17 protein-coding genes are annotated in these 16,242 nt (G+C 72.5%); 7 read left to right on the forward strand and 10 right to left on the reverse strand.

The window, feature by feature from the left end; translation table 11 throughout:
- The first annotated feature begins 2 nt into the window (after positions 1-2).
- The 3 genes from AB0G17_RS21435 (at position 3) to AB0G17_RS21445 (ending at position 2,473) form a co-directional block, all read left to right on the forward strand.
- The gene (locus AB0G17_RS21435; RefSeq protein WP_361384903.1) at positions 3-1,157 is read left to right on the forward strand and encodes an adenosine deaminase; all 1,155 of its coding nucleotides are present in this window, start codon (positions 3-5) and stop codon (positions 1,155-1,157) included.
- Between the two features lie 135 nt (positions 1,158-1,292).
- Positions 1,293-1,610, forward strand: a complete 318-nt coding sequence (locus AB0G17_RS21440) for an ATP-binding protein (protein WP_361384906.1) — start codon at positions 1,293-1,295, stop codon at positions 1,608-1,610.
- Positions 1,611-1,750: 140 nt separating this feature from the next.
- Complete coding sequence (locus AB0G17_RS21445; protein WP_361384909.1) at positions 1,751-2,473, forward strand: hypothetical protein; 723 nt, start codon at positions 1,751-1,753, stop codon at positions 2,471-2,473.
- A gap of 138 nt (positions 2,474-2,611) precedes the next feature.
- Here the strand turns inward: AB0G17_RS21445 and AB0G17_RS21450 are convergent, their stop codons facing one another.
- The 5 genes from AB0G17_RS21450 to afsQ1 all read right to left on the reverse strand — a co-directional run bounded on the left by AB0G17_RS21450 (position 2,612) and on the right by afsQ1 (position 6,887).
- Complete coding sequence (locus tag AB0G17_RS21450; RefSeq protein ID WP_361384912.1) at positions 2,612-2,812, reverse strand: PspC domain-containing protein; 201 nt, start codon at positions 2,810-2,812, stop codon at positions 2,612-2,614.
- Between the two features lie 76 nt (positions 2,813-2,888).
- A complete protein-coding gene (locus AB0G17_RS21455) occupies positions 2,889-3,425 on the reverse strand; it encodes a VanZ family protein (protein WP_361384915.1) in 537 nt (178 codons plus the stop codon).
- 603 nt (positions 3,426-4,028) lie between these two features.
- Complete coding sequence (locus tag AB0G17_RS21460; RefSeq protein ID WP_361384918.1) at positions 4,029-4,664, reverse strand: hypothetical protein; 636 nt, start codon at positions 4,662-4,664, stop codon at positions 4,029-4,031.
- Positions 4,661-6,163 (reverse strand): HAMP domain-containing sensor histidine kinase, encoded by a 1,503-nt coding sequence (locus AB0G17_RS21465; protein WP_361384921.1) that lies wholly within the window; start codon positions 6,161-6,163, stop codon positions 4,661-4,663. Before AB0G17_RS21465 ends, AB0G17_RS21460 begins: the two co-directional genes overlap by 4 nt.
- Before the next feature lie 46 nt (positions 6,164-6,209).
- Entirely contained in the window at positions 6,210-6,887 is a 678-nt protein-coding gene (gene afsQ1, locus AB0G17_RS21470; protein ID WP_188276234.1) for a two-component system response regulator AfsQ1, read from the reverse strand.
- Positions 6,888-7,170: 283 nt separating this feature from the next.
- On the opposite strand from afsQ1, the gene AB0G17_RS21475 reads away from it, so the two are divergent.
- The gene (locus AB0G17_RS21475; protein WP_361384926.1) at positions 7,171-7,920 is read left to right on the forward strand and encodes a SigE family RNA polymerase sigma factor; all 750 of its coding nucleotides are present in this window, start codon (positions 7,171-7,173) and stop codon (positions 7,918-7,920) included.
- A 207-nt stretch (positions 7,921-8,127) separates the two neighbouring features.
- Here AB0G17_RS21475 and AB0G17_RS21480 read toward each other — a convergent pair whose 3' ends face one another.
- On the reverse strand, positions 8,128-8,829 hold the full coding sequence (locus AB0G17_RS21480; RefSeq protein ID WP_361384929.1) for a uridine kinase: 702 nt from the start codon (positions 8,827-8,829) through the stop codon (positions 8,128-8,130).
- Positions 8,830-8,882: 53 nt separating this feature from the next.
- Between AB0G17_RS21480 and AB0G17_RS21485 the strand changes: the two genes are divergently transcribed.
- A complete protein-coding gene (locus AB0G17_RS21485) occupies positions 8,883-9,308 on the forward strand; it encodes a hypothetical protein (protein WP_361384932.1) in 426 nt (141 codons plus the stop codon).
- Positions 9,309-9,516: 208 nt separating this feature from the next.
- On the opposite strand, the gene AB0G17_RS21490 is transcribed toward AB0G17_RS21485, so the two are convergent.
- Genes AB0G17_RS21490 through deoC form a run of 3 tightly spaced genes read right to left on the reverse strand, consistent with a single transcriptional unit; the run spans position 9,517 to position 12,822 of the window.
- Positions 9,517-10,431: an aldehyde dehydrogenase family protein gene (locus AB0G17_RS21490; protein WP_361384935.1), complete on the reverse strand. Its 915-nt coding sequence runs from the start codon at positions 10,429-10,431 to the stop codon at positions 9,517-9,519.
- Complete coding sequence (locus AB0G17_RS21495; protein WP_361384938.1) at positions 10,424-11,860, reverse strand: aldehyde dehydrogenase family protein; 1,437 nt, start codon at positions 11,858-11,860, stop codon at positions 10,424-10,426. Before AB0G17_RS21495 ends, AB0G17_RS21490 begins: the two co-directional genes overlap by 8 nt.
- 5 nt (positions 11,861-11,865) lie before the next feature.
- Positions 11,866-12,822, reverse strand: a complete 957-nt coding sequence (gene deoC, locus AB0G17_RS21500; RefSeq protein ID WP_361385147.1) for a deoxyribose-phosphate aldolase — start codon at positions 12,820-12,822, stop codon at positions 11,866-11,868.
- Positions 12,823-13,033: 211 nt separating this feature from the next.
- Here deoC and AB0G17_RS21505 point away from each other — a divergent pair, with 211 nt between their 5' ends.
- On the forward strand, positions 13,034-14,266 hold the full coding sequence (locus AB0G17_RS21505) for a hypothetical protein (protein WP_361384941.1): 1,233 nt from the start codon (positions 13,034-13,036) through the stop codon (positions 14,264-14,266).
- A gap of 110 nt (positions 14,267-14,376) precedes the next feature.
- Complete coding sequence (locus AB0G17_RS21510) at positions 14,377-15,009, forward strand: PH domain-containing protein (protein ID WP_361384944.1); 633 nt, start codon at positions 14,377-14,379, stop codon at positions 15,007-15,009.
- Positions 15,010-15,037: 28 nt separating this feature from the next.
- Here AB0G17_RS21510 and AB0G17_RS21515 read toward each other — a convergent pair whose 3' ends face one another.
- The gene (locus AB0G17_RS21515) at positions 15,038-16,165 is read right to left on the reverse strand and encodes a glycosyltransferase family 39 protein (protein WP_361385150.1); all 1,128 of its coding nucleotides are present in this window, start codon (positions 16,163-16,165) and stop codon (positions 15,038-15,040) included.
- Positions 16,166-16,242: the final 77 nt, after the last annotated feature.

Below are 16,242 nucleotides of genomic sequence, written 5' to 3' on the forward strand. Positions count from 1 at the left end.
AGATGACGAGCCAGACCACCGACGTACCGACCACGGACCAGATCCGCCGCGCCCCGAAGGTGCTGCTCCACGACCACCTCGACGGCGGTCTGCGTCCTGGCACCATCATCGAGATCGCCGAACAGACCGGGTACTCCCACCTGCCCGAGACCGAGGCCGACAAGCTCGGCATCTGGTTCCGGGAAGCCGCCGACTCCGGTTCCCTGGAGCGGTATCTGGAGACCTTCGCGCACACCTGCGCCGTCATGCAGACCCGCGACGCGCTCTTCCGCGTTGCCGCCGAGTGCGCCGAGGACCTGGCGCAGGACGGTGTCGTCTACGCCGAGGTGCGGTACGCGCCGGAGCAGCACCTGGAGAAGGGGCTGACCCTCCAGGAGGTCGTGGAGGCGGTCAACGAGGGCTTCCGGGAGGGCGAGCGCCGGGCCCGCGCCGACGGCAACCGCATCCGCGTCGGCGCGCTCCTGACCGCCATGCGGCACGCCGCCCGCGCCCTGGAGATCGCCGAACTCGCCAACTCCTACCGGGACTCGGGCGTGGTCGGCTTCGACATCGCGGGCGCCGAGGCGGGCTACCCGCCCACCCGTCACCTGGACGCCTTCGAGTATCTGAAGCGGGAGAACAACCACTTCACCATCCACGCGGGCGAAGCCTTCGGGCTGCCGTCGATCTGGCAGGCGCTCCAGTGGTGCGGCGCCGACCGGCTCGGCCACGGGGTGCGGATCATCGACGACATCGAGGTCGCCGAGGACGGCTCGGTGAAGCTGGGGCGGCTCGCCTCGTACGTACGGGACAAGCGCATCCCGCTGGAGATGTGCCCGACGTCCAACCTCCAGACCGGCGCCGCTGCTTCCTACGCCGAACACCCGATCGGGCTGCTGCGCCGGCTCCACTTCCGGGCCACCGTCAACACCGACAACCGGCTGATGAGCGGCACCAGCATGAGCCAGGAATTCGAGCGGCTGACCGAGGCGTTCGGCTACACGCTCGACGACATGCAGTGGTTCACCGTCAATGCGATGAAATCGGCGTTCATTCCTTTCGACGAACGCCTCGCCATGATCAGTGACGTCATCAAGCCCGGCTACGCCGAGCTGAAATCCGAATGGCTGTTCAAGCAGACCGCCGCGACCAGCGGGTCTACCCCGCTCATGGGCTGATCGGGTAAACGGTCGGAACGGCCGGGAGGAGTAATTCCCGGCCGTTTTCCGTGGTTTCACGTGTTTGCGGGGCGAGCTGCGGCCTGACTAGCTTGCAGAGCCGCTCAGATCCCCTTCCCTAGGATGAATTCCAAGATGAAGCAGTCTGCTGTCAAGACGCTCGGTGCCGCCGCTGTCGGTGTCGCCTTCGCCGCCGCTGCCGCCGGTACGGCCTCCGCCGCGCCCGCCATGGGCGGAGTGCCCGAGCTCCCCGCCCTGTCCGGCCTGACCAAGACGCTGCCCGTCGAGGGTGTCACCAACAAGCTCCCGATGGGTGCCGCGGGGTCGCTGACCCACGGTCAGCGCGCCCTGGGCAAGGGTGCGTCCGCCCTGCCGGCCGGGGCTCCCAACCCCGGCGACCTGCTCGGCGGTCTGCCGCTCGGCAGCCTGCCGCTCGGTGGCCTGGGCGGCTAGTCGCCGAAACGTGCCGCCTGGCGGTGCTGTGAGGCGCTGTGGCGGGGCGCACATCCGGCTGCGGGTGTGCGCCCCGCCGCGCATGTGTCAGGATCGCGGCTCGTACGCAGGCGATTGAACAGGTGAGTAGGGTTTCCAGGATGCGTGTGAAGGCGACTGGACTCGCCGTACTGACGGCGTCGGCGCTGCTCCTCACCACCGCGTGCGGCTCGTCGGGCGGCGCCTCCGACGGCAAGGCCGCCGCGCCCGCCCGGAACGGCTCCTCGGCCCCGGCGTCCGCGCGCACCGCGCTCCAGCGGGCGGCCCTCGAACAGGGCGACGTGCCCGGCTACCAGGTCTCCGCCGACACCACGGCCCAGGGCCGGGCCCGCCCGCGCGCCGACCGCGAGCGGTGCCAGCCGCTCGCGGACGTCATGGGCGACGAGCCGAACCCGCAGGCGCGCGAGACGGTCAACCGGGGTCTGGGCTCCCAGCGCCAACTCGGCCTCGCGGTCGCGGCCTCGCTCAGTACGTACGCGCGCCCCGACGCGGAGAGGCTGATCAGGGATCTGCGCGCGGCGGTCGCCGCCTGCCCGGGCTTCAAGGTCGACCTGGGCGGTACGAGCTCCACGTACGGGCGCGTGCGGGCGCGGGCGTACCGGATCGGCGGCGACGAGTCGGTGAGCTGGTCCGCGTCATCCACGCAGGTGAACGTGGAGACGCCGGTCCACATCGTCGTGGTGCGCCAGGGCGCGACGATCGTGCGGTTCATGACGATCAACCTCGGCGCGCCGGTCCGGGGCAGGGCGCCGGAGCTGGTGGAGGTGCCGAGGGAGGTGGCGGACAAGCAGCTGGAGAAGGTGCGCCGGGTACTGGCGTCCTAGGGCCTGTCGTCAAATTCCCGTCTGTCCTGCGACGCCTGGCACGCACTCTCGCACCAGACGCCGCCGGACCGCCCTTCGGGCGACGACGGGAATTTGACGACAGGCCCTAGTCCTGGGCGGTCACCGCGGTCACGGGGGTCACCAGGCGGTGCGGGCGCTCTTCTCGTTCGGGAAGAGGATCCACAGCGCTATGTAGAGCAGGAACTGGGGGCCCGGCAGCAGGCACGAGACCACGAAGATCACGCGCATGGTGGTCGCGGAGGTGCCGAAGCGGCGCGCGAGCGCCGCGCACACCCCGCCGATCATGCGTCCGTCGCGGGGGCGGGCGAGGCTGGCCATGGGGACTCCTTCAGGGCTTGACTCGGCTGGACCGACTGACTCGATCCTGCCGCCCCGAACCGGGCAAAGCGTCGGACTACGGGGCGATCCCGACCCTGGGAATCGTCGGGGTCCGACCCTGAGCCGCCGGTACGGGGACGTCCCGCTCCTGGCGCCGCCGCAGGGCGATCCGTCCGGCGGGCACCACGGCGATGTGGGCGAAGGCGGCCCCGGCGGTGTTCAGGAGCAGCGCGTCCACGTCGGCGACCTGGCCGGGCACGGAGGTCTGCAGCAGGGCGATGCCGAGCGAGACGAGTGCGGCGGCGGCGGTCGTACGGAGCAGGGAGCCGACGGGGGAGACGACGAGCCGCCCCCCGACGAGCGGCAGCAGCACGCCGAGCGGGGCGAGCATCAGGAGCCCCTCCCCGATGCGGTACGCGGCCTCCAGGGACCCCATCGCCAGGTCGGCGCGGATGCCGGCGAGCGGGGTGAGGTTGGGGGCGGTCACCCACATGACGTCGCGGGGGCGCAGCGTGAGCCACGCGACGAGCGCCATGTGCGCGAGGAGGAGGGCGAGGGCTGCCGCGCGGAACCGGAGAGCGGCGCTGGGGCCCGCACCATGACGCTGTTGCACGCCCCCCAAGACGCGCGGTCCCCCCCGATCGGTTCCCCCACCTTGCCGCCGCGCGCCCCAGCCTCCTGGGCCCCGCCCCGGCCCGGCCGGGTGGACGTCTGCCGTTTCGCGTGCGGCCCGGGCCCGGTGGGCGGCTGTGTGTTCGCCTGCGGGCCGGTGGAGGCTGGTCGCGCCCGCGCGGCGGAGCCGCACATGTCACAGGCCCCGCGCCCCTTACGGGGCTGGGCTGGTCGTGCCCGCGCGGCGGAGCCGCATATGTCACAGGCCCCGCGCCCCTTACGGGGCTGGGCTGGCCGCGCCCGCGCGGCGGAGCCGGACATGTCGCAGGCCCGCGCCCCTTGGGGGACTGGGCTGGTCGTGCCCGCGTGGTGGGGCCGTGCGTGTCACGGGCCCAACGCCCCTGAAAGTTGCGGGTTGCAGCGGCCGCACCCCCGAACCTCTTAGGGGCGCGGGGAACTGCGCGACCAGCCCCCACCGGCCCGCAGATGAACGGGGCCCGGGGCGAAGCCTCGGGAGTGGGGTGCAGGGGGCGCTGGCCCCGCAGGCGGGGGCCGGGGGCGTAGCCCCGGGGGCCCGCCTCGGCCCCGCCCGCCCCCGGAGGGTTCAGGGAAGGGGCGGCGTGGGGGAACTCGACCCGGTCGGGTGGAGCGCCTCGCCCAGTGTCGGGGCCGTGTCCGGGCGGGACTTCATCTCCGACGTACACGCGTAGCCCCGCGCGGGATCCTCCCCCGGCCCCCCGAGCACCACCTGCGCCCCGGACGACGTCGGCGTGTTCTCCGCGTACGTACACACGATCTGCGACAGCGCGAGCGCCGGCAGATCCTCGGGCCGCCGCGAGAGCCGGAGCGCGCCCGCCGGATCGCCCTTGCGCGCCGCCGTCACCGTCAGCGGACCGCGCACATCCGTCGTGTACCCCGCCGCCTTCTCGTCCCCCGTCGGCGTCACCTCCAGCTCGGAGAGCAGCGCCTCCGCGAACCGGAGGCGGTCGGCGGACGCCCGGCCCTCCGGGATCCGCACCGACCGCTCGGCCGACACCAGCTGCGCCCCGCACACCAGATAGACCCGGACCGTCACGCCCTCGAACTGCGGCGTCACCGCGTTCCCCGGCACCTCGCACGGCACCCGCGACGGCGCGGGCCCCGCGTCCACCGGGACCGCCGTCGGCCGGATGCCGCACCCGGTCACAGCTGCGCCCAGCGCCAGCAGGGCGAGCGCCCCGCCCGACAGCCGTGCTCTCACGCCTCCTCACCCCCACCGCGCGGCAGCCGCAGCACGAACACCGCGCCGCCCTCCGGCGAGTTCGCGGCCGTGATGTCGCCCCCGTGGATGTGCGCGTTCTCCATCGCGATGGACAGGCCCAGACCGCTGCCCTCCGACCGCGGCCGGGACGCGCTCGCCTTGTAGAAGCGGTCGAACACGTGCGGCAGCACCTCCTCCGGGATGCCGGGCCCGTGGTCCCGTACCGAGATCACCAGCTCCTCACCCTCAGCAGCCCCCTCCACCCGCACCGACACCCGTACCGGAGACCCGCCGTGCTTGAGCGCGTTCCCGATCAGGTTGGCCAGGATCACGTCCAGGCGGCGCGGGTCGAGCCGCGCCATGATGCCGCGCTCGGCGTCCAGGTCCACCGCGTCCAGCCACGCCCGCGCGTCGATGCACGCGGTGATCTGGTCGGCGATGTCCACGTTGTCCAGGACGAGTCTGGCCGTACCCGCGTCGAAGCGCGTGACCTCCATCAGGTTCTCGACCAGGACGTTCAGCCGCCGCGTCTCGGAGACCACCAGCTGCACGGCCGGCGCGATCATCGGGTCGAGGCTGTCCGCCTCGTCCTCCAGGACCTCGGTGACGGCGGTGAGCGCGGTCAGTGGCGTACGCAGCTCGTGCGACATGTCCGCGACGAACCGGCGGCTCGCCTCCTCGCGCGCGCTCATGTCGCTGACCTTCTTCTCCAGGCTCTCGGCCGTCTTGTTGAACGTCCGTGACAGATCGGCCAGTTCGTCCGTTCCCGAGACCCGCAGCCGGGTGTCGAGCTTGCCCTCGCCGAGCTGGCGGGCCGCGTCGCCGAGCCGCTGCACCGGCCGCAGCACGGTCGTCGCGGCTGCCTGCGCCAGCAGCGCGGAGCCGAGCAGCGCGAGCCCGGTGGCGATCCCGAGCGACCAGGCCAGCGAGTTGAGGTCCTGGCGCTCCTGGTCGAGCGAGGCGAGCATGTAACCGGTGGCGCCGCCCCCGATGATCTTTGTTCCGCCCACCAGGTACGGCTTTCCGCGCAGGGTCCTGCGCTGCCAGAACAGGTGGTACGGATAGGAGTTGCTGTCGGTGACCTTCTGCTTCTTGTTCACCGCCTCCTGGAGCGAGGCCGGTACGTCGTCGAGGGTGAAGCGGTCCACGTCGGACGCCCCCACGATCGGCTTGCCCGGGTCGCGCTGGTCCACCAGGAGCACCTGGTAGCCGGAGCTGACGTGGTGGCCGGAGCGGCTGCTGCCCGCCATCTGCTGGGCGGTCGTCTGCAGGTCGCGCGCGGTCGGCCTGAGCGGCAGCGAGGCCGCCCGGTTCTGCATCTCCTGCCGGAAGTCGCCGAGCGCCGCGTCCTGGGTGCGCACGAGCACGGCCTCGCGGTTGAGCCAGTACGCGATCCCCGACGCGGAGACGGCGGCGGTCAGCGCGACGAGCGCGAACACGACGACCAGACGCAGGCGCAGGCTGGTCCAGCGGAGGCCGGCGAGTATCGCCTTCTTCACGTTCCGAATCGCTGCTTTCTTGGGGACGGTGCCGGGAGTGCCGGGGTCAGGAAGGTGTGTCGAGGCGGTAGCCCACCCCGCGCACGGTACGGATCAGTGTGGGGGACGACGGTACGTCCTCGACCTTGGCCCGCAGCCGCTGTACGCACGCGTCGACCAGGCGGGAGTCGCCCAGGTAGTCGTGCTCCCACACCAGCCGCAGCAGCTGCTGGCGGGAGAGCGCCTGCCCCGGCCGCCGGCTCAGCTCCAGTAGCAACCGCAGCTCGGTGGGCGTCAGTTGCAGGTCCTCGCCGTTCTTGGTGACCGTCATCGCGGCGCGGTCGATCACCACACTGCCGAACGTGGCCGAGTCGGTGGCCTCGCGCTCGCCCCGGCGCAGCACCGCGCGGATCCGGGCGTCCAGCACCCGGCCCTGCACCGGCTTGACCACGTAGTCGTCGGCACCGGACTCCAGGCCGACGACCACGTCGATGTCGTCGCTGCGCGCGGTCAGCAGGATGATCGGCAGCTGGTCCGTGCGCCGGATACGGCGGCACACCTCGAAGCCGTCGATTCCGGGCAGCATCACATCCAGCACGACCAGATCCGGCCGCTGCTCGCGCAGCAGCTTCAGGCCGTCCTCTCCCGTCGCCGCGGTGGCCACTCGGTGGCCCTGGCGGGACAGGGAGAGTTCGAGCGCCGTACGGATGGCGTCGTCGTCCTCGATCAGCAACAGGAAAGGCACGGAGGTCATTCTGGCCCATGGGGGAGCGGAGTTCGACCTTCCGTGGACATCGCCCCCGCTCGACCGCGCACAGGCCGCTGTGACAGCCCTCTGACAGTCGTCGGACAACGCCATGCTGTGTCCATCCGGGGGGCGGCCCCCGGACCCCCAGCAGGGGCCCACCGTCCGTGGTGGCGCGCGCTGTGACAGGCCTGTGACAGTCGTCGGACAACGCCATGAAACTGGCTCGGCAAGCTCTTCCTCGTACCGACCGAAACAAGACTCCACCGACGGGGGGCGCGAGATGAACGCACTGCACAGCACCACCTCAAGCGCAGTTGTCACGCGTCTCCACGACGTCGTGCGGAGCGAGAAGTCCGGTGCCGTGAGCGGACGGGGGTGCGCTCGCGGCACCGGGCGTCAGCACCAGACGTACATGACGGTGCTCGACGCGGCGCCGGTCTCGCCCTTCAAGGGCGCGGGGACCAGCGGGGATGCGGCGTACGGGGAGGTCACGGGGGAGCGCTCGGGCTCGGAGGCGGAGTTCACCGCCTACGTGCAGGAGCGTCGGGCCTCCCTGTACGCCACCGCCTACCACCTGACCGGCGACCGGTTCGAGGCCGAGGACCTGCTGCAGAGCGCGCTGTTCTCGACCTACCGGGCCTGGGACCGGATCAGCGACAAGGCCGCGGTCGGGGGCTACCTCCGCCGCACCATGACGAACCTCCACATCAGCGCGTGGCGCCGCCGCAAGCTGAACGAGTACCCGACCGAGGAGCTGCCGGAGACGGCGGGCGACACGGACGCGATGCGCGGCACGGAGCTGCGCGCGGTGCTCTGGCAGGCGCTGGCGCGACTGCCCGAACTCCAGCGCACCATGCTGGTCCTGCGGTACTACGAGGGCCGTACGGACCCGGAGATCGCGGACATCCTGGACATCAGTGTCGGCACGGTGAAGTCGAGCATCTGGCGGTCGCTCCGCCGGCTGCGCGAGGACGACGTCCTCGCCTTCGGCCGTGACGAGGAGGAGTCCTTCGGCGAGCTGGTGGCCTGAAGGTCGATCCCGGCGGTGGCAGCCGCCGGAGTACGGGGGTCACGGGGGAGCGTACGGGGGCCGGCGTCTCGGGGGATACGTCGGACGTACGGGTAACGGGGGAACAGGCGGGACCGACGGGGCCGGGGGGCCCACTCGGTCCCGCTTTTTTCCGTTGGCTTCCGTCTGTGTGTGGGGCGTCCCGGTCGGCAGCCGCCGACGGTCGACTCAGACCTGCGCCGCGGGCGCGGCCACACACCGACCCGCCGCGGCCGCCGCGAGGCGGCCGAGCGCCTCCTCCTTGCCGCAGGGGTGCGCCCCCAGCGCCGCCTGCCGGGCCACGATCCCGCGCTCGGCCCGCATCAGCCGCCACCCCCGCCGCAACAGGAACGGCACGGACTTGCGCCCCTCCTTGAGGTCGCGCGCGAGCCGGCGCCGGAACGTCGTGGAGGGCCGCCCGCGCAGACACAGCGCGTCGGCGAGTACGCCGTGCTCCCGCACCCGCGCCACGATGTCCGCCGCGAAGATCCCCTCCGCGACGAACAGCGGCGTGCGGTCGATGCCGAACAGACTCGTCCCGGTCCGCGAGCTGGTGGCGATGTCGTACTCCGGCACGGCCGTACGCCCCGTACGGCACAGCTCGACGACGGCCGCCACGGCCGCGTCGGCGTCCCAGGACTGCGGGGAGTCCCAGTCGATGTCCGGGGAGTCGGGCACACGCGGCAGGGTCGGGTCGTCGCCCTCCTTGTAGAAGTCGTCCAGGCGCAGTACGGGCAGGCCCGTGCGCGCGGCGAGGGAGGACTTTCCGGAACCGGAGGGACCCGTGAGGAGGACGACGCGGGTCGGGATGGCGTGTGCGGTCACGGGACACCAGTCTGAGGCATGCACCCGGGAGGTGGACCCCTCGGGGAGCCCGTTGGTATCGAGCATCACACCTCAACTACGCTGCGTGCTCGCACCGATACGTAGGAGAGTGGGACGACATGGCACGAAACCAAGCCGACGGGACCCGTCGCGGCCGTGTGTTGCTGCGCGCCGGGCTCACCGCGACCGCCGCGGGCGCGGCGCTGGCCGGGGCCGCGGGCGGGGCCCAGGCGGCGGCCCCCGGCCCGACCGAGCTGGTCGGACAGGCCGTCGCGGACCTCGGGGCCACGGTGGACGGCTCCACGCGGTCCGTGACGGGCGACCTGTCGGCCGGGCTGACGAACAGCCTCGCCCCGGCGAAGACGCTCAGCCTGAACCCGTTCGCCAAGACGCGGGTGGACCCGTTGGACAACGCGGTGGGCACCCAGATCGCCGACTTCAAGCCGATCTCGACGGCGATGGCGACGGCCCCGCTGCACGAGAGCGGCGCGCTCAAGGACTTCCCGCTGGTCGGCGGCGCCGCGACCCGGCTGCTCCCGGGCTGACCACGAACAAACCGAACGGCGCCACGGGTGGGGGCCCGGGGCGCCGTTCGGGGTACTTGGGGGGGTGCGGTGACTGGGCAGAGCGATACTGCGCCGAGCCGGTGCACCCCCTCAGGGGCGCGGGGCCGTGACCTATGCGGCTCCGCCGTGCGGGCGCGCCCAGCCACGCACGGTCCGCAGCCGAACAACCGCGCCCCAGAAGTCGCGCCTAGTAGGCCGAGCCGGACGCGCCCAGCGACCCCGTCGGATGCCAGACCGTCTTGGTCTCCAGGAACGCCGTCATCCGGTGCGTACCGGGATCGGCGGACCAGTCGGCCGCGCCGGGGCGCAGCACCCGCTTGAGGTTGTCCGCCGCGGCGACCTCCAGCTCGCGCGCGAGCTCGGTGGACGCGCCCGTGAGGTCCAGCCCGTTGACGTCCTGGTGCGAGGCGAGCGGCAGCGCGATCTCGGCCGTCTTGCCGGAGAGGACGTTGACGACACCCCCCGGCAGATCGGAGGTGGCCAGCACCTCACCCAGCGACAGCGCGGGAAGCGGCGCCTTCTCGCTCGCGATCACCACGGCCGTGTTGCCAGTGGCGATCACCGGGGCGATCACCGACACCAGGCCCAGGAACGACGACTCCTGGGGCGCGAGGACGGTCACGACACCCGTCGGCTCCGGCGTGGACAGGTTGAAGTACGGCCCGGCGACCGGGTTCGCGCCGCCGACGATCTGGGCGATCTTGTCGGTCCAGCCCGCGTACCAGACCCAGCGGTCGACCGCCGCGTCGACGACCGCGGCGGCCTTGGACTTCGACAGCCCCTCCGCCTCGCCGACCTCACGGACGAACTGCTCGCGGCGGCCCTCCAGCATCTCGGCGACGCGGTAGAGGACCTGGCCCCGGTTGTACGCGGTCGCGCCCGACCAGCCGCCGAACGCCTTGCGGGCGGCGACGACCGCGTCCCGCGCGTCCTTGCGGGAGGACTGGGGAGCGTTCGCCAGCCAGTTGCCCTTCGCGTCGCTCACCTCGTACACCCGGCCGCTCTCGGAACGCGGGAACTTCCCGCCCACGTACAGCTTGTAGGTCTTGAAGACGCTCAGACGCGCCGCGGAAGACGTAGAAGACGATGAAGACTCAGACATCGAGGTAACCCTCCAGGCCGTGACGGCCGCCTTCGCGCCCGAAGCCCGACTCCTTGTAGCCGCCGAACGGCGAGGTCGGGTCGAACTTGTTGAACGTGTTGGCCCACACGACACCGGCCCGGAGCTTGTTCGCGACCGCGAGGATGCGCGAGCCCTTCTCCGTCCAGATGCCCGCCGACAGGCCGTACTGGCTGTTGTTGGCCTTGGCGACGGCCTCGTCCGGCGTACGGAACGACAGCACCGACAGGACCGGGCCGAAGATCTCGTCGCGGGCGATGGTGTGCGCCTGGGTGACGTTGGTGAACAGCGTCGGGGCGAACCAGTAGCCGGCGGACGGGAGCTCGCACGCCGGGGACCAGCGCTCGGCGCCCTCGGCCTCGCCGGTCTCGGCGAGCGCGGTGATCCGGGCCAGCTGCTCGGCCGAGTTGATGGCGCCGATGTCGGTGTTCTTGTCGAGCGGGTCGCCGAGGCGCAGCGTCGACAGACGGCGCTTCAGCGCGTCCAGCAGCTCGTCCTGGATCGACTCCTGGACCAGCAGGCGCGAGCCCGCGCAGCAGACCTGGCCCTGGTTGAAGAAGATGCCGTTGACGATGCCCTCGACGGCCTGGTCGATGGGGGCGTCGTCGAAGACGATGTTGGCGCCCTTGCCGCCCAGCTCCAGCGTGACCTTCTTGTCGGTGCCCGCCACGGAACGGGCGATGGCCTTGCCGACGGCGGTCGAGCCGGTGAAGGCGACCTTGTCGACGCCGGGGTGCCCGACGAGGGCCGCGCCCGCGTCGCCGTACCCGGTGAGGATGTTGACGACGCCCTTGGGCAGGCCCGCCTGGCGGCAGATGTCCGCGAAGAACAGGGCGGTCAGCGGGGTCGTCTCGGCGGGCTTGAGCACGACCGTGTTGCCGGTCGCGAGCGCCGGGGCGATCTTCCACGCCAGCATCAGGAGCGGGAAGTTCCAGGGGATGACCTGGCCCGCGACGCCCAGCGGCTTCGGGTTGGCGCCGTAGCCCGCGTGGTCGAGCTTGTCGGCCCAGCCCGCGTAGTAGAAGAAGTGCGCGGCGACCAGCGGGAGGTCCGCGTCGCGGGTCTCCTTGATCGGCTTGCCGTTGTCCAGGGTCTCCAGGACGGCCAGCTCGCGGCTGCGCTCCTGGATGATCCGGGCGATGCGGAAGAGGTACTTGGCGCGCTCGGAGCCGGGCAGCGCCGACCACTTCTCGAACGCCTTGCGGGCGGCCTTCACGGCCCGGTCCACGTCCGCCTCGCCCGCCTGGGCGACCTCGGACAGGACTTCCTCGGACGCCGGGCTGACGGTCTTGAAGACCTTGCCGTCGGCCGCGTCGACGAACTCGCCGTCGATGAACAGGCCGTACGAAGGCGCGATGTCGACGACGGAACGGGACTCCGGCGCCGGGGCGTACTCGAATACAGATGCCATGCTGATCAGTCCACCGTCACGTAGTCAGGGCCGGAGTAGCGGCCGGTCGCCAGCTTCTGACGCTGCATCAGCAGGTCGTTGAGCAGCGAGGAGGCGCCGAAGCGGAACCAGTGGTTGTCCAGCCAGTCCTCGCCCACGGTCTCGTTGACCAGGACCAGGAACTTGATCGCGTCCTTGGTCGAGCGGATGCCGCCGGCGGGCTTCACGCCGACCTGGACGCCGGTCTGGGCGCGGTAGTCGCGCACGGCCTCCAGAAGGACCAGGGTGTTGGCGGGCGTCGCGTTCACCGCGACCTTGCCGGTCGACGTCTTGATGAAGTCGGCGCCGCCCATCATGCCGAGCCAGGAGGCGCGGCGGATGTTGTCGTACGTGGAGAGCTCGCCGGTCTCGAAGATGACCTTGAGGCGGGCCTTGTCACCGCACTCGGCCTTCACGGCCGTGATCTCCTCGTACACCTTGAGGTAGTGGCCGGCCAGGAACGCGCCCCGGTCGATCACCATGTCGATCTCGTCGGCGCCGGCGGCCACCGCGTCGCGTACGTCCGCGAGCTTGACCGGGAGGGCGGCACGGCCCGCCGGGAAGGCCGTGGCGACGGACGCGACCTTCACGTCCGAGCCCTTCAGGGTCTCCTTGGCGGTGGCCACCATGTCGGGGTAGACACAGACGGCGGCGGTGGCCGGGGCGGTGCGGTCGAGCGGGTCGGGGTGGACGGCCTTGGCGGCGAGCGCCCGGACCTTGCCCGGGGTGTCCGCGCCTTCGAGCGTCGTCAGGTCGATCATCGAAATGGCCAGGTCGATGGCGTACGCCTTGGCCGTCGTCTTGATCGAACGGGTGCCGAGGGACGCGGCGCGCGCTTCCAGGCCCACCGGATCGATGCCGGGGAGCCCGTGGAGGAAGCGGCGCAGTGCCGCGTCCGACGCGGTCGCGTCGGCGAGGGCAGCTGCAGGTGCATTGGTGGGCATGGTCACCAGATGAGCATATCTACGCGCGTAGCGTCCTGTACAGCCCCGCTGGCCAGGACCGCTTTGGAACGCCGTCGTCGCCGGTGTCGCCCTCACCCCGGTCGTCACCGCGACCACCGCGCTCGCCGCGCCCGCGGCCTCCTCCGCCAAGGCGGGCGCCACCACCACCGACCGCTACGACGGCCTCAAGGTCTCGCTCGCTCCGGGGTACATGGCGGTTCTGCGCAACCACACCGCCGACGGCGGCGCCGAGGCCTGGATCCGCGCGGTCGGCCCGGACTGGAAGCCCTCCGACGGCTACGCCGGCAAGGTCCTGGCCGTGCTCGACCGGACGCACACCTCCGCCACCGTCGGCGGGCTCAAGCTGCGCCTGGCGGCCGCGACCGCCGAGATCCCGATGCTGGACGTCACCGGCGCCACCGGCAGCCGCACGATCCTGTTCCCCGAGCGCGTCAACGACGGTGCTCCCGTCCTGCGTACGGTCTCGCTCAAGGGCGGCCTGACCGCCAAGGTCTACCACCGGGGCGACCAGCACAAGTACTACACGGCGACCGTCCTCAAGGGGACCAAGGAGCTCGGCGAGCTCACGGCGGGCGCCGGGTACCCGTCCAAGGACACCAAGCGCTTCGGCAGCGTCCAGGTGACCCTCGACTCCGGGGGCGACGTCACCTCGGCCGAGGTGGGCAGCGACAGCCAGGACGTCGGCGGGCGCAAGCTGGCCGACGGCACCTACGGGGAGCTGTGGAAGAAGGGCACGGGCCAGTACGTCCTGGAGCTCGACCGGGACGGCTACCACGTGACGCTCGCGGCCGGCGGCCCCGCGAGCGGCCCCTCGGCGGGCGAGCAGGTCGACTCGATGTGGGTGGGCCTCGACAACGCGGGCAAGGTGGGCTCCTGGCTCAACAAGTCGGGCGGCTTCGACGCGGGCGCCTTCGAGTACACCAAGGGCTGCACCGCCTACCGCACCAGCGGCTCCCCGTTCGACGGTCTGAGCCTGCGGCTGTCCAACGGCCCCAAGGGCGCGGTCGCCGAGGTGCTCAACGCCAAGAACGGCACGGTCTACGACACCCTGTCCACCACCGACCGCGAGGGCGTCCTGGGCGGTGCCCGGGTCAAGGACCTGGAGCCGGGCCGGCCCACCTTCCAGATGCGCGTGCACGGCGGCCAGACCCCGTGGGACACCGTGAAGTTCCCGAAGAAGCCGGCCACGTGCGCGACCACCCCGGGCGACAAGACCGCCACCGCCACCGGCACTGGCACCACCGCCCAGACCGCCGCCACCGGCGTGCAGATCGTCCCCAAGGGCGCCGTCGCCGCCGGGGCCGAGGTCGAGGACGGCAAGGGCGGCAACACCGCGCTCGTCGCGGGCGGCGCGGGCCTCGCGTCCGTCGGCGTGGCCGGGCTCGGCTTCGCCGCGCTGCGCCGCCGGGGCGCCCGCCGCTGACCCGCACACGCTCCACCGGGGTGCCGCCACGACCTCCTTCGTGGCGGCACCCCGCCGTGCGTCGCGGCCCCCGGAGGACGTACTCGAACACGTAGTGCACAATCGGCCCCATGACGAGCCCCACGCCGCCCGCCGAGCCCACCTACGCCGACCGCGTCTACCGGTCACCCGGCGGCATCGCCGGAGGCGCGGTGCTCCTGGTGCTCGGGCTCTGGCTGGCCGGGGACGCGATCGCGCAGGGCCACGGCAGCGCCCCCTGGCTGGCGCTGGCCGGGCTGCTCTGCGGCGTGCCGCTGGTCTTCGCGTTCACCGTCCGCCCGGCCGTGTTCGCCAACGACGACCGGCTGCGGGTCCGCAACCCGTTCCGGACCATCACCCTGCCGTGGGCGGCGGTCGCGGACGTACGGGCCGGGTACTCCAGCGAGGTGTTCGACCAGGCCGGCACCAAGTACCAGCTGTGGTCGATCCCCGTCTCGCTGCGCCAGCGCAAGCGCGCCGCCCGCGCCCAGGTGCGCGCCTCGGCGTCCGACCCGTACAGCCGCACCTCGCCGACCGCGAGCGCTGACGACAAGTCCCGCCTCGCGCCCGCCGACCGCACCATCCGCGAGCTGCGCGAGCTGGCCGAGCGGGGCGCCGCACGCGAGGGAGGGCAGGGCGGCCCGAGCGTGCGCTGGGCCTACGAGATCATCGCCCCGGCCGCCGCGGGCGCGGTCCTGCTGATCGTGCTCCTCGCCGTCGCCTGACACGCCGGTACGGTACGGGGCCGCCGCCTCACGGCGGGCCGGGCCACACGAGCAGCATGTACGCGCCCAGCCACGCCGACGACAGGGCCGCCGCCCCCAGCATCAGCACGGCCACGTGGCGCCGCGCCCGGGCGAGCGCCACCGCGAGCGGCAGCAGCAGCGGGAAGCCGGGGACCAGGAAGCGGGCGCGCGGGAAGTAGACGCCGCCGCTGCCCAGCACGACGAGCAGCAGCACGCCCGAGAAGACCAGCAGCACCGGCGGCTGGCGGTCGGCGAGGCAGAGCAGGAAAAGCACGCCCGCCAGGATCAGCACGAGCGAGACGACCACCAGGAACAGCGCCGGGGAACGGTCGTAGACCAGCAGGGTGCGCAGCTCGCGCAGGGTGTCGGCGCCGCCGTCCCACTCGTTCGTCCACAGCCGCTGGACCGCGAAGTAGCCGTCCCAGCGGCCGAGCCGGGCCCCGACCCAGGCGACGAACCCGAACCAGCCCAGCGGCGCGAGCAGCGCCCCGGCGAGCGGGCGCCGGGCGAAACCGCCGCGCCACAGCGCCGCCAGGGCGGTGAGCGCGACCGCCGCCGCCACCGCGATGCCCGTCGGCCGGGTCAGCCCCGCCAGCGAGGCCAGCGCGCCCGCCGCCACCCAGCGGCCGGTCAGAACGCAGTACAGCGACCAGGCGGCGAGCGCGGTGAACAGCGATTCGGTGTAGCCCATCCACTGCACGGCGCCCACCGGCAGCGCGCCCCACAGGACCGCGAGGACGGTTCCGGCGCGCCGCCCGTACAGCCGGTCCCCGACCGCGAAGATCCCCCAGGCCGCGGCCGACGAGCACAGCACCGCGACGACGAGCCCCACGCTCGCCCGTGAGCCCGGCGTGACGGCGGCGACCGCCTTGATCACGGCCGGGTAGAGCGGGAAGAACGCCAGGTTGTTGTGGTTGAGCCGGGTGCCGAGCTCGTGGTCGTAGCCGTGGTCGGCGATGCCGAGGTACCAGTGCGAGTCCCAGGAGGTGGCGAGCGTCGTCCACACGCCGTGGTGCTGGAGGTGCGCCCAGCGGGCGAGGACGGCGAGGCCGAGCAGTCGTACGGCGAGGTGGCCGAGGAGGGCGGGGGCCGCCCGCCTGAACGCTGCCCGGGCCGAGGCCCGGATGACACGCAGACCGTCTCCGCCGTGCCCGTACGGGCTGCGGGCTGCGGGGACGGTACGGCGGCTCGTACGACTGCGCGCACGCGCCG

The organism is Streptomyces sp. NPDC023838 (assembly GCF_040639555.1).
Classification (GTDB): domain Bacteria; phylum Actinomycetota; class Actinomycetes; order Streptomycetales; family Streptomycetaceae; genus Streptomyces.

Coding starts and splice junctions, on each gene's coding strand:
- AB0G17_RS21490 (WP_361384935.1), bottom strand. CDS start 10,431: ATGTCTGAGTCTTCATCGTCTTCTACGTCTTCCGCGGCGCGTCTGAGC.
- AB0G17_RS21485 (WP_361384932.1), top strand. CDS start 8,883: ATGGCACGAAACCAAGCCGACGGGACCCGTCGCGGCCGTGTGTTGCTG.
- AB0G17_RS21435 (WP_361384903.1), top strand. CDS start 3: ATGACGAGCCAGACCACCGACGTACCGACCACGGACCAGATCCGCCGC.
- AB0G17_RS21440 (WP_361384906.1), top strand. CDS start 1,293: ATGAAGCAGTCTGCTGTCAAGACGCTCGGTGCCGCCGCTGTCGGTGTC.
- AB0G17_RS21475 (WP_361384926.1), top strand. CDS start 7,171: ATGAACGCACTGCACAGCACCACCTCAAGCGCAGTTGTCACGCGTCTC.
- AB0G17_RS21450 (WP_361384912.1), bottom strand. CDS start 2,812: ATGGCCAGCCTCGCCCGCCCCCGCGACGGACGCATGATCGGCGGGGTG.
- AB0G17_RS21495 (WP_361384938.1), bottom strand. CDS start 11,860: ATGGCATCTGTATTCGAGTACGCCCCGGCGCCGGAGTCCCGTTCCGTC.
- AB0G17_RS21505 (WP_361384941.1), top strand. CDS start 13,034: ATGGCGGTTCTGCGCAACCACACCGCCGACGGCGGCGCCGAGGCCTGG.
- AB0G17_RS21445 (WP_361384909.1), top strand. CDS start 1,751: ATGCGTGTGAAGGCGACTGGACTCGCCGTACTGACGGCGTCGGCGCTG.
- AB0G17_RS21510 (WP_361384944.1), top strand. CDS start 14,377: ATGACGAGCCCCACGCCGCCCGCCGAGCCCACCTACGCCGACCGCGTC.
- AB0G17_RS21480 (WP_361384929.1), bottom strand. CDS start 8,829: ATGCTCGATACCAACGGGCTCCCCGAGGGGTCCACCTCCCGGGTGCAT.
- deoC (WP_361385147.1), bottom strand. CDS start 12,822: ATGCCCACCAATGCACCTGCAGCTGCCCTCGCCGACGCGACCGCGTCG.